Annotated in this window: 17 protein-coding genes and 1 pseudogene; 17 read left to right on the forward strand and 1 reads right to left on the reverse strand. The window is 66.9% G+C overall.

Annotated features, from left to right (window positions below):
- From ACQG3P_RS15205 to ACQG3P_RS15260, 12 genes and pseudogenes are all read left to right on the forward strand, one after another.
- Positions 1–133 (forward strand): annotated as a pseudogene (locus ACQG3P_RS15205) (type IV pilus biogenesis/stability protein PilW); the annotation flags it as partial.
- 6 nt (positions 134–139) lie between these two features.
- Entirely contained in the window at positions 140–1,006 is an 867-nt protein-coding gene (locus ACQG3P_RS15210) for a helix-turn-helix domain-containing protein (protein ID WP_095364620.1), read from the forward strand.
- A 72-nt stretch (positions 1,007–1,078) separates the two neighbouring features.
- The gene (locus ACQG3P_RS15215) at positions 1,079–1,717 is read left to right on the forward strand and encodes a YfgM family protein (RefSeq protein WP_217538386.1); all 639 of its coding nucleotides are present in this window, start codon (positions 1,079–1,081) and stop codon (positions 1,715–1,717) included.
- Positions 1,717–2,925: an outer membrane protein assembly factor BamB gene (gene bamB / locus ACQG3P_RS15220; RefSeq protein WP_095364619.1), complete on the forward strand. Its 1,209-nt coding sequence runs from the start codon at positions 1,717–1,719 to the stop codon at positions 2,923–2,925. The genes ACQG3P_RS15215 and bamB overlap by 1 nt, the downstream gene beginning before the upstream one ends.
- Before the next feature lie 12 nt (positions 2,926–2,937).
- Positions 2,938–4,335: a ribosome biogenesis GTPase Der gene (der, locus tag ACQG3P_RS15225; RefSeq protein WP_068851324.1), complete on the forward strand. Its 1,398-nt coding sequence runs from the start codon at positions 2,938–2,940 to the stop codon at positions 4,333–4,335.
- A 92-nt stretch (positions 4,336–4,427) separates the two neighbouring features.
- Entirely contained in the window at positions 4,428–5,567 is a 1,140-nt protein-coding gene (gene moeB, locus ACQG3P_RS15230) for a molybdopterin-synthase adenylyltransferase MoeB (protein ID WP_426805533.1), read from the forward strand.
- Between the two features lie 125 nt (positions 5,568–5,692).
- Positions 5,693–7,522 (forward strand): monovalent cation:proton antiporter-2 (CPA2) family protein, encoded by a 1,830-nt coding sequence (locus ACQG3P_RS15235; RefSeq protein ID WP_426805534.1) that lies wholly within the window; start codon positions 5,693–5,695, stop codon positions 7,520–7,522.
- Positions 7,523–7,561: 39 nt separating this feature from the next.
- On the forward strand, positions 7,562–8,437 hold the full coding sequence (gene folD / locus ACQG3P_RS15240; RefSeq protein WP_068851333.1) for a bifunctional methylenetetrahydrofolate dehydrogenase/methenyltetrahydrofolate cyclohydrolase FolD: 876 nt from the start codon (positions 7,562–7,564) through the stop codon (positions 8,435–8,437).
- 188 nt (positions 8,438–8,625) lie between these two features.
- On the forward strand, positions 8,626–10,080 hold the full coding sequence (gene guaB, locus ACQG3P_RS15245) for an IMP dehydrogenase (protein ID WP_068854633.1): 1,455 nt from the start codon (positions 8,626–8,628) through the stop codon (positions 10,078–10,080).
- A 112-nt stretch (positions 10,081–10,192) separates the two neighbouring features.
- Positions 10,193–11,758 carry a glutamine-hydrolyzing GMP synthase gene (gene guaA, locus ACQG3P_RS15250; protein ID WP_426805535.1) on the forward strand — a complete coding sequence of 522 codons (1,566 nt, stop codon included), beginning with the start codon at positions 10,193–10,195 and terminating at the stop codon, positions 11,756–11,758.
- Between the two features lie 118 nt (positions 11,759–11,876).
- Positions 11,877–12,464: a TetR/AcrR family transcriptional regulator gene (locus tag ACQG3P_RS15255; RefSeq protein WP_426805536.1), complete on the forward strand. Its 588-nt coding sequence runs from the start codon at positions 11,877–11,879 to the stop codon at positions 12,462–12,464.
- Between the two features lie 85 nt (positions 12,465–12,549).
- On the forward strand, positions 12,550–13,047 hold the full coding sequence (locus ACQG3P_RS15260) for a hypothetical protein (RefSeq protein ID WP_426805537.1): 498 nt from the start codon (positions 12,550–12,552) through the stop codon (positions 13,045–13,047).
- 24 nt (positions 13,048–13,071) lie between these two features.
- Here ACQG3P_RS15260 and ACQG3P_RS15265 read toward each other — a convergent pair whose 3' ends face one another.
- Positions 13,072–16,161 (reverse strand): discoidin domain-containing protein, encoded by a 3,090-nt coding sequence (locus tag ACQG3P_RS15265; protein WP_426805538.1) that lies wholly within the window; start codon positions 16,159–16,161, stop codon positions 13,072–13,074.
- Between the two features lie 507 nt (positions 16,162–16,668).
- Here ACQG3P_RS15265 and ACQG3P_RS15270 point away from each other — a divergent pair.
- The 5 genes from ACQG3P_RS15270 to ACQG3P_RS15290 all read left to right on the forward strand — a co-directional run bounded on the left by ACQG3P_RS15270 (position 16,669) and on the right by ACQG3P_RS15290 (position 22,499).
- Entirely contained in the window at positions 16,669–17,181 is a 513-nt protein-coding gene (locus ACQG3P_RS15270; RefSeq protein WP_426805539.1) for a helix-turn-helix transcriptional regulator, read from the forward strand.
- A gap of 150 nt (positions 17,182–17,331) precedes the next feature.
- Positions 17,332–17,856 (forward strand): hypothetical protein, encoded by a 525-nt coding sequence (locus tag ACQG3P_RS15275; RefSeq protein WP_426805540.1) that lies wholly within the window; start codon positions 17,332–17,334, stop codon positions 17,854–17,856.
- 90 nt (positions 17,857–17,946) lie between these two features.
- The gene (locus ACQG3P_RS15280; protein WP_426805541.1) at positions 17,947–19,158 is read left to right on the forward strand and encodes a helix-turn-helix domain-containing protein; all 1,212 of its coding nucleotides are present in this window, start codon (positions 17,947–17,949) and stop codon (positions 19,156–19,158) included.
- A complete protein-coding gene (locus ACQG3P_RS15285) occupies positions 19,155–21,359 on the forward strand; it encodes a hypothetical protein (protein ID WP_426805542.1) in 2,205 nt (734 codons plus the stop codon). The genes ACQG3P_RS15280 and ACQG3P_RS15285 overlap by 4 nt, the downstream gene beginning before the upstream one ends.
- Before the next feature lie 114 nt (positions 21,360–21,473).
- Entirely contained in the window at positions 21,474–22,499 is a 1,026-nt protein-coding gene (locus tag ACQG3P_RS15290) for a phosphotransferase enzyme family protein (RefSeq protein WP_426805543.1), read from the forward strand.
- Positions 22,500–22,513: the final 14 nt, after the last annotated feature.

Consider the following 22,513-nt stretch of genomic DNA (forward strand, 5'->3'; position numbering starts at 1 on the left):
TGCCACACGTTCCGTGTTACAACTTGCCTCTCAAATCGAGGCGCAGCTTGGCGACACAGTGGCATCCGGTCGTTATCTGCAGCGAATTCGCGACGAATTTCCGCAGGATGCGGCTCCTAATTCCCGGGGTTGAAGCATTGTGATTGATGACCAGACTGTGAACGCTTTTGACACCGCAGCCGGCTGTGGAGCACGTCTCCGGCAGGCGCGGGAAGCGGCAGGACTGACGCTCGAAGCAGTGGGGCAGCAGTTGCGCATGCCGGTGCAGGTGGTGAAGTCACTGGAAGCCGAGCAGTGGGACCGCCTTGGTGCGCCGGTGTTCGTCCGCGGCCAGCTCAAAAGCTATGCGCGCCTGCTCAAGGTCGACCTGGGCGATGTGCTGGACCAGGCCCACATCGGGCCGGTGGTGCCGCCGCAGCTGGTCAGCCACACCCATACCCCGCGGGCCCGCCGTATCGCCGAGAGCCTCGGCCGCCGTGCCCTGTATGTCGGCATCACCGCGGTGCTGGCCGTGCCGGTGTGGTTCGCCACCCGCGGCCACTTCGACAGTGCCTCGACTACCCCCAATACTGCTTCGCTGGATGTGATTCCCGCCGCCGTACCGGTGGCAGGCACCGCGCCGGCTGCCCAGGCGGCGCCCGTGGTGACGCCTGCGCCGTCGACCGCGCCGTCGGCCCCCTACCTGGCCTCGTTGACCCCGGTGCCCCGTCCCACGGCCGCCGCGCCGGCGCCGGCGCCGGCCGGTGCGCTCAGCCTGCAGTTCAAGGGCGACAGCTGGGTGGATATCGTCGCGCCCGACGGCAGCACCGTCGAGAAAGCCCTGATCAAATCAGGTGAAACCCGCGCCTTCAGCCCGGGTCAGGTGGCCCGCATGGTGCTCGGCAATGCGTCGGCGGTGGAGGTTCAGCAGGCCGGCACCATCATCGACCTTTCGCCCTACCAGCGAGCCAACGTGGCACGCTTTACGGTATCCTCTGACGGCTCCGTGGCTCCGGTTTCACACTGAGCCGCGTTTCCCGATTCATTTCGACAATCCAATTCAAACAGTCCCTCCTGACGGGCAGGGGCGAGAGTACGCATGGCGATCGACGACCTGCTCGACGAGCACGAACAAAGTGAACGCGTCCGCAGCTGGCTGCGGAAGAATGGTGTCAGCATCATCGCCGGCGTGGCGATTGCCATCGGCGGCATCGCCGGCTGGCAGTGGTGGCAGAAAGAACAGGGCAGCCACCTGGCGGGTGCCCACGGTGAGTACCAGGTGGTGCTCAAGCAGCTGGAGGACAAGAAGCTGGACGAAGCGGCCAAGGGCGTGAAGACGCTGGAAGCCGGCAAGGTCCAGGTCTACGGCGACCTGGCAGCGCTGCAGCTGGCCAAGGCGCAGGTCGATGCAGGCAAGAACGAGGAGGCCCTGGCCACGCTTCGTGCCATCAAGGCCGACCCGGAATACAAGGCGGCGATCGACCAGCGCATTGCGCGCCTGCTGATCGCCACCGGCAAGAACGATGAAGCCATCACGCTGCTGGGCAGTGCCACCGACAGTGCGAGCCTGGAAATCCATGGCGACGCCTTGATGGCGCTGGGCAAGCGTGACGAAGCCCGCGGGCAGTATGAGAAGGCGCTCAAGACGCTGGATGTGGCAGCGCCCCAGCGGCGCGTGCTGGAAACCAAAGTGATGGATGCCGGTGGCACCGTCACCGAGCCTGCGGAGTCGGTGTAATGAAGCAGATGGTCATGATCAAGCGCGTAGCCACCCTGGTGTTGATGGGCGTGGCATTGTCCGGCTGCACCACCGTCAAGGGCTGGTTCGCCGGCAAGGACGCGGAGGCCAAGAAGGCGCTGGAACCGGCAGAGCTGGTCAAGTTCGAGCCGACCGCCAAGGTCGACCGGATCTGGAGCACCAACCTGGGCAAGGGCGAGAAGCGCATCGGCGTGCGCCAGGGCCCGGTCGTGGCCGATGGCCGCGTGTACGCGGCCGCGATTACCGGCGGCGTGCATGCGCTGGACCTGCAGACCGGCAAGACGGTCTGGACCTACGAGCCGGCCAAGGTCAAGAAGCAGCCCAAGCTGCGTCTGTCCGGTGGCCCGGGCGTCGGCGAAGGACTGGTGGTGATCGGTACGCTGGATGGCCAGGTCATCGCGCTGGACGCCAACGACGGCAGCGAAAAGTGGCGCGCCAAGGTGCCGGGCGAAGTGATCGCCGCGCCGGCGATCGCCCAGGGCATCGTGTTCGTGCGCAGCAACGATGGCCGGGTGACCGCCTTCGATGCCGGCAACGGCACCCAGAAGTGGTTCAACCCGCGTGAGCTGCCCATGCTGACCGTGCGCGGCAACGCGCCGGTGGTGGCCGGCCCGGGCGTGCTGTTCATCGGCAACGATGACGGCAGCGTGGCCGCGCTGGGCATGCAGGACGGCCGTACCGTGTGGGACCAGATGGTCTCCAACGGTGAAGGCCGCACCGAGCTGGAGCGGATGTCCGATGTGGACGGCGCGCCGGTGCTGGAAGGCAACACCCTGTTCGTGAGCAGCTTCAAGAACCAGACCATGGCGATCGAAGGCCCGACCGGCCGCCCGCTGTGGGCACGTGACCATGGCGGCGCCGGTGGCGTGGCCCTGACCTCGGGCAATGTGATCGTCACCGACAACAAGGGCGGCGTGTTCGGCCTGGACAAGGCCAGCGGCAGCGCCATGTGGTCGCAGACCGGCCTGGCCCGCCGCTCGTTGACCGGGCCGGCCATCCACGGCGATTACGTTGTGGTGGGTGACTACAAGGGTTATCTGCACTGGTTGCGGACAGACAATGGTGAACTGGCCGCGCGCGCCAAGAGTGGCGGCGATGCCCTGCTGGCGCAGCCGGTGGTCGCCGATGGGATTCTGCTGGTGCAGAACGTTGATGGAAAGCTGACCGCATTCCGGTTGGCACAATAAGGAGTTACCGCGATGCTGCCCTTGGTCGCCCTGGTTGGACGGCCGAACGTCGGCAAGTCCACCATCTTCAATGCGCTGACCCGTACCCGTGACGCCCTGGTCCATGACCAGCCCGGCGTCACCCGGGACCGCAACTATGGTGTTTGCCGTCTGGACGAGGACAACCCGTTCCTCGTCGTCGACACGGGCGGTATCTCGGAGGATGACGAAGGCCTGGCCGGCGCAACCGCCGACCAGGCACGTGCTGCCGCCGGCGAAGCCGATCTGATCCTGTTCGTGGTGGATGCCCGTGACGGGACCTCCGCGCTGGATGACGAGATCCTGTCGTGGCTGCGCAAGCTGTCGCGGCCGACCCTGCTGTTGATCAACAAGATCGACGGCACCAACGAAGACACCGTGCGCGCGGAATTCGCCCGCTACGGGTTCAGCGAAATGCTGACCGTGTCCGCTGCCCACCGCCAGGGCCTGGACGACCTGCTTGAAGAAGTGGTCCAGCGCCTGCCCGAAGAGGGCAGCGGCGAGGAGATGGACAACGATCCGAACCGGATGCGCATTGCCTTCGTCGGCCGCCCCAACGTGGGCAAGTCGACCCTGGTCAACCGCATTCTCGGCGAAGAACGGATGATCGCCTCGGAAGTGCCCGGCACCACCCGCGACTCGATCGCGGTGGACCTGGAGCGTGACGGCCGCGAATACCGCCTGATCGACACCGCCGGCCTGCGTCGCCGCGGCCGGGTTGAAGAGGTGGTGGAAAAGTTCAGCGTCATCAAGACCCTGCAGGCCATCGAGCAATGCCAGGTGGCGGTGCTGATGCTGGACGCCAGCGAAGGCGTGACCGACCAGGACGCTACCGTGCTGGGCGCGGTGCTGGATGCCGGCCGCGCGTTGGTGGTAGCGATCAACAAGTGGGATGGCCTGACCGATTACCAGCGCGAACAGGCCGAAGCGCTGGTCTCGCGCAAGCTCGGCTTCGTGCCGTGGGCTGAAACGGTGCGCATCTCGGCCAAGCACGGCTCGGGCCTGCGCGAGCTGTTCCGTGCGATCCACCAGGCGCATGCGTCGGCGACCCACGAGTTCAGCACCAGCGAAGTCAACAAGGCGCTGGAAATCGCCTACGAGACCAACCCGCCGCCGGCGATCCGTGGTCACGTGTCCAAGCTGCGTTACGTGCACCCGGGCGGCTCCAATCCGCCGACCTTCATCGTGCATGGCACGCGCCTGAAGGAGCTGCCGGAGTCGTACAAGCGCTACCTGGAAAACTTCTTCCGCAAGCGCTTCAAGCTGATCGGCACGCCGGTACAGTTCATCTTCCGCGAGGGTGCCAACCCGTACGAAGGCAAGAAGAACGTGCTGAGCGAACGCCAGATTGCCAAGAAGAAGCGCCTGATCAAGCACGTCAAGGGTCGCTGAAGCCCATGGCGTCCCGGCACACCGGGGCGCCATCCCACGGTAACGACACGCCACGCGTGTCCCAGGCGGACCCAACCCGCCCATAATGGGCCATGACCGCAGTACCCGAACTCAGCCCCGAGCACGCCCGCCAACGCACCCTCCACGGCGCGCTGCTGATCGACGTGCGTGAACCGCACGAGCGCGCTACCGGCATGGCCGAGGGCGCAAGGGGAATCGCGCAGGGCGATCTCCTGCGCGAAGCCAGCACGCAGCTCCCGGCGCTTGACCGCGAGATCCTGCTGATCTGCCAGAGCGGCAAGCGCTCCATGGACGCCGCGCAGGCCCTGCTCGATCTCGGCTACACCCACATCGCGTCCGTCCACGGCGGCACCACTGCCTGGCGTGCTGCCGGGCTGCCACTCGTGCAGCCGCTGCAGAGCGACGGCGAGCGCGATTTCAACGAACGCTACTCACGCCACCTGCTGCTGCCGCAGGTCGGCGTTGCCGGCCAGCAGGCGCTGCTCGGCGCCCGGGTACTGCTGCTTGGCGCGGGCGGGCTTGGCTCGCCGGCCGCGTTCTACCTCGCCGCCGCCGGGGTAGGGCAACTGCGCATCGCCGACGACGACGTGGTGGAGCGCAGCAACCTGCAGCGGCAGATCCTGCATACCGACGCCAGCATCGGCGAACCCAAGGTGCAGTCGGCCCGCGCGCGGCTGCTGGCGCTCAACCCCCGGCTGGACGTGGAAGCGGTGCAGGCGCGGGTCACCTCGGACAACATCGACGCGCTGCTCGACGGCGTGGACGTGGTGCTGGACGGGTCGGACAACTTCCCGCTGCGCTACCTGCTCAACGACGCCTGCATCCAGCACGCGATTCCGCTGGTCTACGGCGCGGTGGAGCGTTTCACCGGCCAGGTGTCGGTATTCGACGCCGGCCGCCATCGCGGACAGGCGCCGTGCTACCGCTGCCTGTTCCCCGAGCCGCCGCCGCCGGAGTTCGCGCCCAACTGTGCCGAGGCCGGGGTGCTGGGCGTGCTGCCGGGCATGGTCGGCCTGCTGCAGGCCACGGAAGTGCTCAAGCTGCTGCTCGGGATCGGTGAGCCGCTGGTGGGGCGCCTGCTGACCTTCGACGCGCTGGGCATGCGGTTCCGCGAGATCCGCCTCGGGCCGGACCCCGCCTGCCCACTGTGTGCGCCCGGGCAGGCGTTCCCGGGTTACATCGACTACGCCGCATTCTGCGCAGGTCCGTAGGACGATATGGCGATTTGCTGACCGATCGTTCCATTCCCGGCACGATCTTGCGCACCTGCGTGCTATGTCCCTGCATCAACTTGTCCTATCGTGATGGCTGATCGGAGTTGCAAGGAACAAACCGCATGGCGGTGGAAGCAGGTGCCAGTGAACTGGTGAAAGTAGTCGCCCTGCTGGGTGCGGCAGTGGTGATGGTGCCGTTGTTCCGCCGGCTGGGATTGGGCTCGGTGCTGGGCTATTTCGCGGCCGGGCTGGCGATCGGTCCGTTCGGCTTCGGCTGGTTCTCCGATCCGCAGGCGATCCTGCATACGGCCGAACTGGGCGTGGTGATGTTCCTGTTCGTGATCGGACTGGAAATGCGGCCTTCGCACCTGTGGAGCCTGCGCAGGGAAATCTTCGGACTGGGCACGCTGCAGATCGTGGTTTGCGGTGCGGTGCTCACCGGTGTGTGCATGCTGTTCGGCTTCCCGCTGCCGGTGGCCTTCATCGGTGCGGCCGGTTTCGTGCTGACCTCCACCGCCGTAGTGATGCAGCTGCTGGCCGAGCGCGGGGATATCGCGCTGCCGTCCGGGCAGAAGATCGTCTCGATCCTGTTGTTCGAGGACCTGCTGATCGTGCCGCTGCTGGCGGTGGTCGCCTTCATGGCGCCGGTGCAGGCCGATGCCGGTACCGGCTCGCGCTGGATCAGCGTGGCCATCGCCGCCGGCGCGATCATCGGGCTGGTGCTGGTCGGCCGCTTCCTGCTCAACCCGCTGTTCCGCATCCTGGCCGCCGCCAAGGCGCGCGAGGTGATGACCGCCGCCGCATTGCTGGTGGTGCTGGGCGCGGCACTGCTGATGCAGCTGGGCGGGCTGTCGATGGCAATGGGCGCGTTCCTGGCCGGCGTGCTGCTCAGCGAATCCACCTTCCGCCACCAGATCGAAGCCGACATCGAACCGTTCCGCGGCATCCTGCTCGGGCTGTTCTTCCTCAGCGTGGGCATGGCGCTGGACCTGACCGTGGTGGCCAACAACTGGCCGCTGATCGTGTCCGGCGTGCTGGCGCTGATGCTTGCCAAGGCGGTGTGCATCTATGTTGTTGCGCGCATCCTGGGCAGCGACCACCGGCAGGCGCTGGATCGTGGCGTGGTGATGGCACAGGGCGGCGAATTCGCCTTCGTGCTGTTCTCGGCGGCCGCTGCTGCCGGTGTCATCGGTATCGAGGTCAACGCCAACCTCACCGCCATCGTGGTGCTGTCGATGGCGCTCACCCCGCTGTTCGTGCTGCTGCACGACAAGCTGATGCCAGCGCGGGAAGTCTCGCTGGAAGGCGTGGACACCGCCGAGGGCATGTCCGGCAGCGTGCTGATGATCGGCTTCGGCCGCTTCGGCCAGGTGGCCAGCCAGTCGCTGCTGGCCCGCGACGTGGACGTGACCATCATCGACAACGACGTGGACATGATCCACAACGCCGAGCGCTTCGGCTTCAAGATCTACTACGGCGACGGCACCCGCCTGGACGTGCTGCATGCATCGGGCGCGGCCACCGCGCGCGCAATCGCGGTGTGCGTCAACAACGCACAGGATGCGGACCGCATCGTCGAACTGGTCGCGCACGAGTTCCCGCAGGCCAAGCTGCTGGTGCGTTCGTTCGATCGTGAGCACTCGCTGCGCCTGATCCACGCCGGGGTGGACTTCCAGATCCGCGAAACCTTCGAATCCGCGCTGATGTTCGGCCAGGCCGCGCTGGTCGAGCTGGGCGCCGACGAGGACGACGCACGCGACATCGCCGAGCAGATCCGCGAACGCGACGCCGAGCGCTTCGAGCTGGAAATGGCCGGCGGCGACCTGCGTGCCGGTGCGCACATGGTGTTCGGCAGCGCGCTGCCGGGCGTGCCCACGCCGACCCCGTTCACCGCGCCCAAGCGCAAGGCACGCACCCTCAACGCCGACGAAGTGCCGGAAGAAGAGGAATAGGGGACAATACCGTCCCCGCCGCCGCACGCCCCGCATTCGATGAACGATTCCGCCCCCCGTCATTCCGCCCGCATCCTGGACGGACGCCGCATCGCCGAAGACCTGCTGGACAGCCTGAAGGTGCGCGTAGATGCCCGCCTGGCCGCCGGTGGCAGCCGGCCGGGGCTGGCCGTGGTGCTGGTGGGCGGCGATCCGGCCTCGACCGTGTATGTGCGCAACAAGCGCCGTGCCGCCGAAAAGGTTGGGATCGAGGCGTTCGATTACGACCTGCCGGCCGGCACCGGTGAAGCCGAGCTGCTGACCCTGATCGACCAGCTCAATGCCGACCCGAAGATCCACGGCATCCTGGTCCAGCTGCCGCTGCCGGGGATCCCCGACGCCAGCCGCCTGATCCACCGCATCGACCCGCGCAAGGACGTGGACGGCTTCCATCCGGAGAACGTCGGCCACCTGGCCTTGCGCGAATTCGGCCTGCGCCCGTGCACCCCGCGTGGCATCACCACGCTTCTGGGCCATACCGACCAGCCGGTGCGCGGCCGCAACGCCACCATCGTGGGCGTGAGCAACCACGTGGGCCGGCCGATGGGCCTGGAGCTGCTGATCGCCGGCTGCACCGTCACCAGCTGCCACAAGTTCACCCCCAAGGACGTGCTGGAGCAGTCGGTGCGCAATGCCGACATCCTGGTGGTGGCGGTGGGCCGCCCCGGCATCGTGCCGGGCGAGTGGGTCAAGCCGGGCGCGGTGGTCATCGACGTGGGCATCAACCGCCTGGACGATGGCCGCCTGGTCGGCGACGTGGGCTTCGAGGCGGCGGCCGCACGGGCCAGCTGGATCACCCCGGTGCCGGGCGGGGTAGGGCCGATGACCGTCGCTACGCTGATGCAGAACACGATAGAAGCCGCCGAAGCATCCTGACGCCGGGACACCGTGGCGACCAACGGTCGTCACCTACCAGTAGCGCACGACCGTTGGTCGTGCGGCCCGGCCGCCGAACCGCTGCATGAACGCGCTGCGCCGGCGCGACACAGCGTCGCATCCGCCCCCTGCCCAACGGGGCGAAATCAGGGTAAAATGTCGCGCTTCCCCACATCTCGGGTATGCCGATGCTGCGCATCCAGGCTGAAGCACTGACTTACGACGACGTCTCGCTCGTCCCCGCCCATTCCATCATCCTGCCCAAGGATGTCACCCTGGAAACGCGCCTGACGCGCGACCTGCGGCTGAAGCTTCCGATCCTGTCGGCTGCCATGGATACCGTCACCGAAGCACGCCTGGCCATCGCCATGGCCCAGCTCGGCGGCATGGGCATCATCCACAAGAACCTGAGCGTGGACCAGCAGGCCGCCGAAGTGGCCAAGGTCAAGAAGTTCGAAGCGGGTGTCATCCGCGACCCGATCACGGTCGGCCCGGAAACCACCATCCGCGACGTGCTGGCGCTGACCCAGGCGCGCAACATCTCCGGCGTGCCGGTGGTGGATGGCGGCCAGCTGGTGGGCATCGTGACCCACCGCGACATGCGCTTTGAAACCGAGCTGGACGATCCGGTCCGCCACATCATGACCAAGAAGGATCGCCTGATCACGGTCAAGGAAGGCGCCGCATCCGAGGAAGTGCTGCAGCTGCTGCATCGCAATCGCATCGAAAAGATCCTGGTGGTCAACGATGATTTCGCCCTGCGCGGCCTGATCACCGTCAAGGACATCCAGAAGAACACCGATTACCCCAACGCCGCCAAGGACGTCGCCACGCGCCTGCTGGTGGGTGCCGCGGTGGGCGTCGGCGGCGATACCGATCGCCGCGTCGAAGCGCTGGTCGCTGCCGGCGTGGACGTGCTGGTGGTGGACACCGCGCACGGCCATTCGCAGGGCGTGCTGGACCGCGTCAGCTGGGTCAAGAAGCACTTCCCGCAGGTGCAGGTCGTGGGTGGCAACATCTGCACCGGCGAAGCCGCACTGGCGCTGCTGGACAGCGGCGCGGACGCGGTCAAGGTCGGCATCGGCCCGGGCTCGATCTGCACCACCCGCGTGGTCGCCGGTGTCGGCGTGCCGCAGATCACCGCCATCGACCTGGTGGCCGAAGCGCTGCAGGACCGCATCCCGCTGATCGCCGACGGTGGCATCCGCTACTCCGGCGACATCGGCAAGGCGCTGGCCGCCGGTGCATCGACCATCATGATCGGCGGCCTGCTGGCCGGTACCGAGGAATCGCCCGGTGAAACCGAGCTGTTCCAGGGCCGTTCGTACAAGAGCTACCGCGGCATGGGTTCGCTGGCGGCGATGGAGAAGGGGTCCAAGGACCGCTACTTCCAGGATGCTTCCAGTGCCGACAAGCTGGTGCCCGAAGGCATCGAAGGCCGCGTGCCGTATCGCGGCCCGGTCGGCGGCATCATCCACCAGCTGATGGGCGGCCTGCGCGCCACCATGGGCTACGTGGGCTGCGGCACCATCGAAGACATGCGCAGCAAGCCGAAGTTCGTCAAGATCAGCGGCGCCGGCCAACGTGAGAGCCACGTCCATGACGTGCAGATCACCAAAGAGCCGCCGAACTACCGCGCCTGACGCGGCATGAGCGAAGAGGAACGAGGAAGCTGATTCCCGTTCCTCTTTCTCTATCTGCCATTCGTTGCCTGATTTTCGTTTCTCCGTTTTCCATCCAGCATTGCCGGGCGCCATGACCAACATCCATAACGACAAGATCCTCATCCTCGATTTCGGCGCGCAGTACACCCAGCTGATCGCGCGCCGCATCCGCGAGCTCGGCGTGTACTGCGAAATCTGGGCGTGGGACCACAACCCGGCGGACATCGCCGCGTTCGGCGCCAAGGGCATCGTCCTGTCTGGCGGCCCCGAATCCACCACGCTGCCGGGCGCGCCGGCCGCGCCGCAGGAAGTGTTCGACAGCGGGCTGCCGATCTTCGGCATCTGCTATGGCATGCAGACCCTGGCCGCACAGCTCGGCGGCGCTACCGAAGCGGCCGACCAGCGCGAGTTCGGCCATGCCGAAGTCAACGTCGTGCACCCGGACGCGCTGTTCAAGGGCCTGAGCGACCATGGCGGCGAGCCGAAGTTGAACGTGTGGATGAGCCACGGCGACCACGTCTCGGTGGCGCCCCCGGGCTTCACCATCACCGCCACCACCGATCGCATTCCGGTGGCCGCGATGGCCAACGAGGAAAAGCGGTGGTACGGCGTGCAGTTCCACCCGGAAGTGACCCACACCCTGCAGGGCCAGGCGCTGCTGCGCCGCTTCGTGGTGGACGTATGCGGCTGCCAGACCCTGTGGACCGCGGCCAACATCATCGACGACCAGATCGCGCGCGTGCGCGAGCAGGTGGGCGATGACGAAGTGATCCTGGGCCTGTCCGGCGGCGTCGATTCGTCGGTGGTTGCCGCGCTGCTGCACAAGGCGATCGGCGACAAGCTGACCTGCGTGTTCGTCGACACCGGCCTGCTGCGCTGGCAGGAAGGCGACCAGGTGATGGCGATGTTCGCCGAGCACATGGGCGTCAAGGTGATCCGCGTGAATGCAGCGGACCGCTACTTCAGCAAGCTGGAAGGCGTGAGCGACCCGGAAGCCAAGCGCAAGATCATCGGCAACCTGTTCGTGGACATCTTCGATGAAGAGTCCAACAAGCTCAGCAACGCCAAGTGGCTGGCGCAGGGCACCATCTACCCCGACGTGATCGAGTCGGCCGGCAGCAAGACCGGCAAGGCCCACGTGATCAAGAGCCACCACAACGTCGGCGGCCTGCCCGAGCACATGAAGCTGGGCCTGGTGGAACCGCTGCGCGAGTTGTTCAAGGACGAAGTGCGCCGCCTCGGCGTCGAACTCGGCCTGCCGCGCAGCATGGTCTACCGCCATCCGTTCCCGGGCCCGGGCCTGGGCGTGCGCATCCTGGGCGAAGTGAAGCGTGAGTACGCCGAGCTGCTGGCCAAGGCCGATGCGATCTTCATCGATGAGCTGCGTAAGGCCGACCTGTACGACAAGACCAGCCAGGCCTTCGCGGTGTTCCTGCCGGTGAAGTCGGTCGGCGTGGTGGGCGATGCCCGCGCGTATGAGTGGGTGATCGCGCTGCGCGCGGTGGAAACCATCGACTTCATGACCGCGCACTGGGCGCACCTGCCTTATGACTTCCTGGGCACGGTGAGCAACCGGATCATCAATGAGCTGCGTGGCGTCTCGCGCGTGGTCTACGACATTTCCGGCAAGCCGCCGGCAACGATCGAGTGGGAATGAGTTGAATGGGAAGGGCGCCGAAAGGCGCCCTTTTTTTTTCTCGTAGTCGCTGGACGTGCGCTTCGCTGCTCCAACTCAGGATGTTGACCCAAGCTCTACCTACTAGTAGAGTGGCGACATGCAGCCTGACCTCTCCCCCAAAGCCGCTGAAATCGTCGCCCACGCCCGCACGTTGCTGGAGGCGGGTGGCTACAACGGCTTCAGCTATGCCGATATCTCGGCCAGGGTGAACATCAGCAAGGCCAGCATCCATCATCATTTCCCCAGTAAGGCCGAGCTGGTTCGCACTGTGGTGGTGCTGTACCGCGCCGAGGCCCGTGAAGGCCTGGCCATGTTGGACCGGCAGCTGGGTGATCCGCTGAAAGAGCTCAATGCGTACGTCGACTACTGGTCCAGCTGCATCGCAGGTGGCACGGCCTCGTTCTGCATCTGCGCCATGCTGGCGGCGGAGTCGCCGATGATTCCGCCGGAAATCGCAGAAGAAGTGCGCGGGCATTTCGAGGATCTCAGTGGCTGGCTGACCGCCACCTTGGAGAAGGGGGTAGCGCAGGGGCAGTTCCAGCTGCAGGGCGCACCGTCGGATGAGGCCAAGGCATTCATGGCCTCCGTGCATGGGGCGATGCTCGCCGCGCGTGGGTTGGGTGATGCGCAGACGTTCGCCGCCCTGGCGCGGCTGTCGGTTGCGCGGGTGACTGCACAGCGTTGAACTGTTTTTCGTAAGCCCGCTTTGTGCGGGCTTTTTCATGACTAACGCACCTACCTACTAGTAGGTATACTTGAGGATTACTCCCATGACCCATCCGCTTTCGACACTCGGTGTACTGCACACTGCCATCAGTCTCATCCCAGTGCTCGCCGGCATCTATGGCTTCGTGCGCCATCGGAAAATCGACCCCGCCACCGGGGCCGGAAAGCTCTATCTGGTCGGCCTGGTGCTTGCTGTGGCGACCTCGTTTACCGTCTCCAGCACCGGTGGTCTCAACCCCGGTCACGCCTTCGGCATCGTGGTGCTGCTGGTGGCGTTCGGCGGGGTGCTGGTGAACCGGATCGGCTTCCTTGGGCGACTGCGACCGTACCTGTCCGCGTTCGCGCTGTCCTTCAGTTTCCTGCTCGGGTTGGTGCCTGCCGTCAATGAATCGCTGACCCGCCTGCCGGTGTCGCATCCGCTGGCCGCCGCACCGATGGCGCCTGTAGTGCTGCAGACCCTGCTGGGTTGCTTTGTCGTGTTCCTCATCGGCATCACCGCGCAGGGCTGGATGATCCATGCGCGCAACAGGCGCATGGAGTGACGTGCAGCCGGGCAGGGCCCGGCTCTACCAGACCGCTTCCAGCGTCCGGAACGGCTTGCTGAACAGAACCCCTTTCGCATCAAAGTCCTGCACATCCCGCCCATCCACCCGCACCTGAGTGGGCCGCGTGCGCGAAGGCCACCACACCCGGACCGCGGCGTCGTTCCGCAGGCCCTTGCCCAACGTCACCTTGAGCGTGTTCCCACGCTGCACCGCATCCATCTGCAGCGTCCCGAACGCCGTTGGCAACCGCTCCACGGCCAACCCGTCGCCCACCAGCCACGACGGCGGCGTACCCGGCAGCAGCGACAGCGCATCGTCGTCTTCGCGCATCAACATGCCGAACAACGTGCGCCCGTACTCGGCACCGATCCACGTGTGCGGCATGTCACCCAGGTAGCGCGGGAAGCGCAGCCGTGAGTGGACGACTTCCGCCAGCACCTGCCATTCCAGCGGCCGGCGGTCGCGCAGCAGGCCCTGCAGCAGTTCGTCTGCGGCGTCGGGCTGGTCCAGGTGCACGTAGCTGAGCACGTTGCGGATTTCGTAGGGGGTGTAGGCATACAGCGCGTCGGGCTGGTTGCGCTTGCGCACGTCTTCCAGATAGCGCGCGAAGGTGGTGCGCAGGGCCTGCTTGGGCAGCACGTCCTGCGCCCCGGTGGGGTCCAGCGCGATTGAAACGCCGGTAGGGTCGCCATCACCCAGGTCGGCGGAGGAGGGGATGAAGTCGATGCCCTTCCACGCCATGGTGGCGCGGATCGAAGCGGCCAGCGCGTCGTGCAGCAAGCGGTACTGTTCGCGCGCCCACGCGGCGGTTTCGTGATCACCCAGCGATTCGGCCAGCCACGCGCCGTCATGCCAGCCCTTCAGGCCCCAGTAGTCGTCCCAGTAACTGTGGGTCGGCGAGGGGTAGCCTTCGTGACTGATCGACGGTGCCAGGATGCCGGCGAACCGCTCCGGCGCGGGCTGGCTGGCCATGTAGCCGGGCACCAGCGTGCGCTCGCGCAGCTCCTGCAGGAAGCGCAGGGCTGCTTTCACCTTCGGCAGGTAGGCGCGCACCGATTCCGCGCCACCGTCCAGACGCGCGACATCGGCTACCAACGCAACGTATTGGCCCTGGCTGTCGTATTCGATGTCCGAACCGAAGCCGGTGTTGACGCTGCCGTCGTTGTTGAGGATCGGCGAAACCAGGCCGTTGGCGTGCATGCCATGTTCGGTGTACCAAGCCAGGTAGTCGCGCGCGATCCGTGATTCGCCCATGCGCAGCAGCACTACCGAGGTGGCCATGCCGTCGCGGATGAAGGAGCGGTTGTAGTTGCGCGGCCCCGGTTGCATCGCCGGGCCGGTCTGGTTGATCAGCATGTACGCCGCTTGGGCGCGCAGCATGTCCACCAGTGACGGGTCGGGCAGGCGCAGGCCGACCTGGCCCAGGCGCGTCTGCCAATCTCCGGAAACGCGGGTGGCAAGGCTGTCGAAAATCGCATCGGGATCGCGGCTCTTGACGCCGAATGCGATCGGCGGCGGCTCCGGAAGCGCGCCGTCGCCGTTGGCAGCCGCGGTACCCAGCGGGAACGCGACCACGACCGACTGGGTGGCACCCGGGGCGAGGTCGATGCGGTAGGCGAGGGCGGCCGCTGCCAGGCCATCCGAGTCATCGGTCTGTTGCGCCTTGGGCAGATCGCCCTGCGCCACCGCAGCGGTGATCTCGGTACTGCCATCGGGGCCGAACGGCGCCACGCCTGACGCATCCACCGGCGTCAGCGAATGCAGCAGTGAGCGCCCGTTGACCCGCACCGTGGTGCCGTCGATGGCCACCGAACGGATCGGCGAGAGGCCTCCGTTCTGCCACGGCGGATTCATCTGCATCGGGCGCGTCACCAGCGACAAGCTGCCGGCGATGGGCGCAGTGCCCACGTTGCGCAGGCGGTGGCGCACCAGCGTGACCGGTTGCCCGCCCAGCTCCACGGCGAAGGCCTCGCTGTTCAATTCCAGGCCGGGTTGCGGTTTCCATGTCACCGACGGCATCGGCTTCCAACCGTCGCGCAGCGCGTGCTGCACTGGCTGGTCGGCGGCGCCGGCGGCGGTGCCATCGGCATTGCGCCAGATCGGCTGTACCAACGGTGCGCCCTTGAACGCCTCGATGTTGCCGTACTCGTCGAAGATCGATTTCTGCAGGCCGCCGTGCACGCCCACCGCCGTCCAGTAGGTCTGCTGCAGGTGCAGGGAGGCCGGGAACAGGGCCCGCTGCGCACCGTTGGCCGCGTTCTGGTAGCGCTTCATCGGCGTCATCACTGCCGCCGGACCGAGCAGGCGCAGGCGCGCGATCTTCGGCGCATCACCCTGCACCTGCAGGCGCAGCGCCTGTGCTGTTACCGGCGCGGTGCCGGCCAGCCAGCTCTGCTGCCGGCTGCCGGCCTGCGGGTCATGCGCGAGTTCGCTCCAGCGGCCCTGTGCATCCTGTACCTGAAGGCGCGCGCCGCCGTGCGCGCCTGCCCAGTCCACTGCCAACCCGGTGGTGGAGAGGGCCCTCGGCAGAGCGATCTCCAATACGTGGCTGCCGTCTTTTCCGGCGGGGATGGCCACGGCGCTTCCGCCTTGCCACACGGCCGCTGCCTGGGTCGCGTCCAATCCGGGCATGCGTGCTGTCGCGCGCTGGTCCAGCGGCTCGAGTTCGAAGATGGACACGCCCCAGTCCGAGGTCCGCTCAGGACTGGCCAGCCGCAGGTAGCGGGCCTGGCGCGGCGTGAAGTAGAGGGTTTCGATGCCGCCGAGCGAGTCGCGCATGGTGTAAGCGGTCTGCCACTGCGTTCCATCCAGCGAGGTCTGCAGGCTGTAGCCCTCCGGGTTTGAGACGTCCCAGGTGAGGCGCGCGCCGCTGAGCGTGCTGGGTTTTCCCAGATCCACCTGGAACCAGTGGCCCGGGCTGAACGCTCCCCCGGTGACGGTTTTGGGGTTGCCGTCGATGAGGTGGCTGACCGCCATGGCCGGGACTTGCTGGGAGGAACTGCTGGCACGCCACTGACCACGGTCAGGGAGGTCCTGGGCCAGGCTGGCCGAAGCGAAGGCCAGGCCGAGTACCGGAAGCAGCGCGGCGCGACGAGCGATGTGCAAACCCATCAAAAAGTCCTTGCCTGATATGCCTCGCCAATGAGGCAGCGCCAAGCTAGCAGGCGCTGTAATCGTTTACACGACGCGATGCAATATCAGGACCCGCGTAAAGGTGCGGTACTCCACACATTCTTCACATGGCGGTGGAAGGAGTCGGACCAGCAAAGCACGATCAGGACACCTGTTCACGGAAGAGGGTGATGGTTGTCAGTTGACAACTACTGCCCGCACCGCCACACTGGAGCCGTCCGATGGCAAGACCGAAACATCCAAAGCGGGAAGTAGAAGCTGCCATCGCGCACGCCGAGGCGATGGGTTGGCGGGTAGTAGTTGGCGGGAGCCATGCATGGGGGCGCATCTACTGCCCCTTCAACGACAAGGACTGCCGCTGTGGTGAATTCTGCATTTCCAGCATCTGGAGTACGCCGAAGAATCCAGGCAACCACGCAGAAGCATTGCGTCGCGTCGTAAACAACTGCGCGAAGCGCAGGTGATCAACGTCCGAGGAGCAGGATCATGGAGTACATCTTCACCCTGAAGTACCAGTTGCCAGACGCCCATGGCGACCTGCAGGCGCTGGTTGAACTGCTTGGGGAGCAGGGGTGCGATGACGCCTTGGTCGGTACAGGATTGCCAGGCCGTATCGCGCTGGAGTTCACGCGTGAGGCGGGGAATGCTGACGCTGCGGTGCGCAGTGCGCTTGACGATGTGCGGCGTGCCCTGCCAGGCGCGACCCTGATCGAGGTGACGCCCGATCTGGTCGGCCTCACCGACGTCGCCGCCCTGGTCGGGGTGTCGCGGCAGAACATGCGGAAGCTGATGCTGTCCCATCCAGACAGTTTTCCCCTCCCCGTACACGACGGCAGCACCTCGATCTGGCACCTGGCCGATGTCCTGGCCTGGCTGCAGGCACGCGGTGGCTATGCGCTGACCGCGGGCCTTGTGGAGGTTGCCCGGGCAGCGCTTGAAGTGAATGTCGCCAGGGAAGGGATGCGGCTTTCCCGGTCGAATCCTGCCGGAGCGAACTGAGCGCCTGCCTGCCTTGACGAATCGTCAAGTGGTGCAGGCCGCGACTTGACGGGCTGCTGATTCAAGCATGGCCGCGCTTTCCCCAGACTGGTTCACGAAGTCACAGCCACCCGGCTGTCGACGCAGTCGAACCATCAAGGGGAAAACCAGATGATCAGCATTCCAGTTTCAGACACCTCGCATGCCCGCCTGTCCCGCGCCTCGCGCTGGCTGTGCAGCATCGGCTACGCCTTCCTTGCAGTGTTCTTTGCCTGGTCGGCCCTGAGCGGACACCGCCAGGCTGAAGCCATCCTCAAGGATGCGGTGACCGTACAGGCACCGGTACAGGTCGACCACATCGAGGAAAAGCGCCGCAAGGGGCGGGTGTCCTACCAGTACCACTTCCGCTACGACTTCAGCGTTGATGGCGTTGAGTACACCGGCCACTTCTCCACCTCCGAGGACAACGCCACGCCGTACCTGGGCGAAGCGCCGCAGGTCGACGTGGCTTACGCACGCAGCAACCCCGCGCAGTTCGACCGGCTTGATCGGCTCGAAGGCCAGAAAGGGCTGGGTTCGGTACTGGGCCGGGTGATCGTGGCGCTGGGCATGCTGGCGATCCTGGCCTTCGTGGTGCACCTGCTGGTGACGCGCAAGCTGTTCGTGCGCCAGGCCCCTGCGCTTCCTGCGGTCTGAGCCGGCGGCAGGCAGGGGAGCGCAGGCATGGTTGACAGTCCATACGGTCACGGTAGGGTGTGCGACTCTCTTCCGTTCTGGTCGTTTCCCATGCCTGCCCCTGAGTTCGCGGACCTGCTGTCTCGACACATGCGGCGGATCCGGGCCAGTGCCGGCGGCGTGGCCGCCGAGATCGGCATCAGCCGCGAGGCGGTCAACAACTGGCGGGCCGGCACCTCGCGGCCCAGCCGCCGGCACCGCGACCGGGTCCTGGCCTGCGCCAATTACCTGCGCCTGACCGAAACCGAATGCAATGCATTGCTGCAGTCGGTGGGGTTCGAGCCGGAATTCCCGGTGGAGCCGGTATCGGCACGGGAGGAGCACGCCGATCCCGCCGTTTCAGTGCCACCCACCGTCACCCGGTTGTTCGACCGGCTGCAGTTGCTGCGTCCGTATCCGGTGAGCCTGCTGTTGACCCAGGCCCATTGGGGACAGCCCCCGGAGCGCGCGGCGATTCTCGCTGAAGCAGCCACGCGCTATGGGCAGGCGCGCGTGCTGCACCTGCAGCCGCCGTTCCGCTCCGGCGAGGGCGACCAGGACTACTTTGCCTTGCTGGCCGCGCAGTGCGGGCTGGACGGCGTTGGCTCGGACGCCAGTTTCGAGATGGCGCTGGCGCGTCGGCTGCAGCAGCCCGGTCCGCTGTTCTGCCTGGTGAGCCGGTTCGAGCAGGGGGAGTCCGGGCCACGCGACGTTCTGGCCGGCATCCTGCGCAGCCTCAGCGAAATGTACAGCGGCAAGCTGCACCTGCTGATCTGTGGCGGGGCCGCGCTGGCCGACCTGAAGTACCAGGGCGGCGATCTTTCGCTGCTCAACATCGCGGCCAGCGAGAGCTGGCCGGAGCTGGGAATCGAGGACATGCGGCGCAGTGCCCCTGGCATTGGCGATGACACGCTGTCGCGCGCGCTCCGGTTGTCCGGCGGGCATCCGCTGTTGGCGCAGGCGGCGTTGACGTTGCTCGTTGACACTACTGTCGACGATGAGGCGGTCACCGATACGCTGTCCAGCCATCCGCGCCTGTGGGAAGCGCTGGTACCGCTGTTGCGGGATGACGCGGCGCGTGCCGCCGTGCAGGGCTGGCTGGCACAGCCGGTGGTGGCGCCGGCGCGGCCGTACCTGGCCGATCCGCTGCTTCGCCACCTGTACTGGAACAACCTGCTGACCGCGCGCCCGCACCCGCAGGGGCACTGCCTGGAATGGCGCTGCGAGGCGATCCGCCGCGCCGTGCGGCAGGTGATCGATGGCATGCAGGTGCAGACCGCATGAGCAGGCCACCGCGCCGGCAGCCGGTACTGCGCTGGTGGTGGCTGCTGCTGGTGGCCGGCCTGACCTGGTTCGTCGGCAGCTACCTGTTCGTGCCCTGGCTCAACCCGGTGCAGCTGCTGCGCATGCAGCGCGACGGCGAAAGCCTGATGCTCATGCAGCGGGCGAACATCGACATGATGTTCCTTCGCGAAGAGGCGTTGTCGTATTGGCTGCAGCATGAAAGCTGGCCGCAGCAGGTGCACGTGCCGGGCGTGCATGATCCGGAAGAAACGCTGGTGGTTGCCGAACTGCCGCAGCCGTTCGTGCTGCGCCTGCGCTTCACCGACCGCTTCCCGGCCAACAGCGGACTGCGCGGTGCGGTGATCGAGCAGACGCTGGAGCCGCGCACCCAGTACTGGCGTTGCCGCCCTGGCGATCCTGCGCCACCGTCACGCTGGTTGCCGGCCAACTGCCGGGCACAGGCACCGTGGGGCATCGTGCAGTGGCTGTCGGTGGTGCTGGGGCTGTCGGTGCTGGGCCTGGCCGGGCTTAGCATGCTCTGGTACTGGGTGCGACCGGCGGTGGCCGACATCGTGCGCGAGCCACACCGGCTGCTTGCCCAGCCGTTGCAGGCATTGCCCGCCATCGACCGCCAATTGGGATGGCTGCGGCTCAGAGATCGCGTCCTGGCCGGTGCCGGGATCGCCACGGTGCGCTGGCGCGACGCGCTGCGCCACCTGCAGGCCACGCCAAGCACACGCGCATTGCAGCTGGCCGCGCGCATCGGTGCGATCGATGCGCCGGCAACGGGCTGGTCGCTCACCGGCCTGGTGCGCGAATGGACCCTGCCGGACAAGCTGCCGTTGGCCCTGGAACGGCTGTGGCTGTACCAGCCCGATCCGGCGTTGGCGGCCGATGCCATCGTGCAGCAGTTGCGCGCCATGCCCAACGGGCAGGACGTGGTGCTGGTGGTGAGCCCATCGCTGGCGGTCGAGGCCGAACTGGATGCGTACGCCGAGGATCCGGCCAACCTGTGCGTGTGCCTTGGCCAGGCCGCCCAGACCCGCTGGCTGCTGCAGCCGGGCGCGCTGGACGCGCTGGTCGGGCTGCTGGCCCGGCAGCTCCGGGTGACCCGCATCTCGCCCTACCAGACCCACGGCGGCATCACCCGTCCGGCGGCCTTCTTTGGACGCGAGTTGCTGCTGGCGCGCGTGCTCAACCGCGAGCCCGGCAACTACCTGTTGGTGGGCGGTCGGCAGCTGGGCAAGACAAGTTTGATGAAGGCCATCGAGCGACGCTTTGTCGGCCACCCGCGCGTGCACTGTGTGTACCTGTCGCTGCGCGATCATCGGCTGACAATGCGGCTGGCGCTGGAACTGGGACTGGCCGAGGACACCGGGATCGATGCGCTGGTCGCCGAGTTGTCCGCGCGGGCAGCGGGGCGCGGCCTGCTGCTGCTGATCGACGAGACCGACCTGTTCCTGCGCGCGGAAGCGGCACAGGGTTACCCGCAGCTGGCGGCGCTGCGCGCGCTGAGCGAAGAGGGACGCTGCCACTTCATGCTGGCCGGGTTCTGGGACCTGTACGAAGCGGTCACCCTGGATTTCGCATCGCCGCTGCGCAACTTCGGCGAGGTGATCCATATCGGCGGGCTGGAACAGGACGCCTGCGTGGCCTTGGCGACCGAACCGATGGCGCGCCTGGGCGTGCACTTTGCCAGCCCGGACCTGCCGCAGCGGCTGGTGGCGGCGTGTGGTCGCCGCGCCAACCTGGTCGCCATTGCCTGCCAACAGCTGCTGGGCCAGCTGGACCGTGGCCAGCGCGTACTGGATGCAACGCAGGTACACGCGGCGCTGGTGAGCGAGCCGATGTTCGATGCATTGGCCGGCTGGGCGCGGCTGAGTCCCGATCCCCTGGCGTGCCGTATCGACCGCATCGTGGTGTACCAGGTCGCCGGTGCGCAGCTGGTCGGCAGCGGCGAGCGTGGCATCACCCTGGTGGAACTGTTGGCTGCATTCGATGCGGCGGGTGCGCGGGTCGATCCGGAGCAGGTCCGCCACGCCCTGGCACGGTTGCAGCTGGCGTATGTGGTCCGCCGTGACGCCGATGGGCTGCCCTACGTATTTGCGGTGCCGGTGTTCGTTACCCAGTTCCAGCGTGAAGAAGTGCAGGCACTGCTGCAGCGCGAACTGCAGGCGCTGGCGGCGGGCGCGGCGGTATGACTCCCATATCAAGATAACGAATGAGAAATTACGTCTCTTCGTGACGCATTTCCCTGTGTGTATCGACGCGATTCTGGGATAGTGGTGCGATGTTCGTGCGCCACGGCGGAGTTGATGCTGCATCCACAGGATTTGTCTTCGTCGCAGATCGGCGCCGTGCTGGCCCAGGCCTACGGCCTGCAGGTCAGCCATGTCGTGCAGCGGCCGGCGGGTGCCGATGCGGGCGCCACGGTGTACCAGGTGACCTCCGATGACGGCACGCGCTGGTGGTTGAAGTGCCGCCGCTATGCCGTGGCCGATGCCGTGTGGGAGGTCATGCAGCATTTGCGCTGCGCGCTCGGCCTGGACGAGGTGGTGGCCCCGCAGCCCGCGCTTGATGGTGCCCCGGCCACGTACGCCGAGGGCCTGCAGTGGACGCTGTTTGCCTATGTGGAGGGCGAGTCGGGGTTCGAAGTGGCCCTGTCGCAGGCGCAGTGGCACCGGCTGGGCCAGGTATTGCGCCAGGTGCACGACACCGCGTTGCCGGCCCGGTTGGCATCCGGTCTTGCGCAACCGGGTTTCGACGATGACACGGCGGTGGAGCGGGTGGGGTCGTGGCTGCAGCGCGGTGATGAGCGTTGGCCCATTCCCGATGCCCTGGCGGAGGATTACCGGCGGGTCTGGCGGCAGCGGCAGGCCCGCGTGGCCGAGGTCTGGCAGCACTGCATGGCGCTGCGTGAGCGCCTTGGCGGGCAGCGCTGGTCACGGGGGTTGTGCCATGGCGACCTGCACGCCGGCAACCTGTTGCTGCGCGCCGATGGTGGGCTGCACCTGATCGACTGGGACGACATGGTGCTGGCGCCGCGCGAGCGCGACCTGATGTTCGTCGGCGCAGGCGTGGGCGGGCGCTGGGGACGCGATGATCCGCCGCGGTTCCGCGAAGGCTATGGCGCGGTGGCGTTGGATCCGGTCCGGCTGGCGTACTACCGCCACTGGCGGATCCTGCACGACCTGCAGGAGTTCCACGACCTGCTGCTGGAGCCGGGTGCGGCCTCGCGTCCGCCCAGCCAGCGCCGCCAGGCGTTGCGTTTCATGGAGGAGCAGTTCGCGCCGGGCAACGTGATCGATGCGGCTGCCCGCAGTTGGGCTGCCGTGGCGTAGCGCGGGTCGTCGAC

The sequence above is a fragment of the Stenotrophomonas sp. SrG genome, assembly GCF_050031795.1.
In the GTDB taxonomy this organism is placed as follows: Bacteria; Pseudomonadota; Gammaproteobacteria; order Xanthomonadales; family Xanthomonadaceae; genus Stenotrophomonas; species Stenotrophomonas rhizophila_A.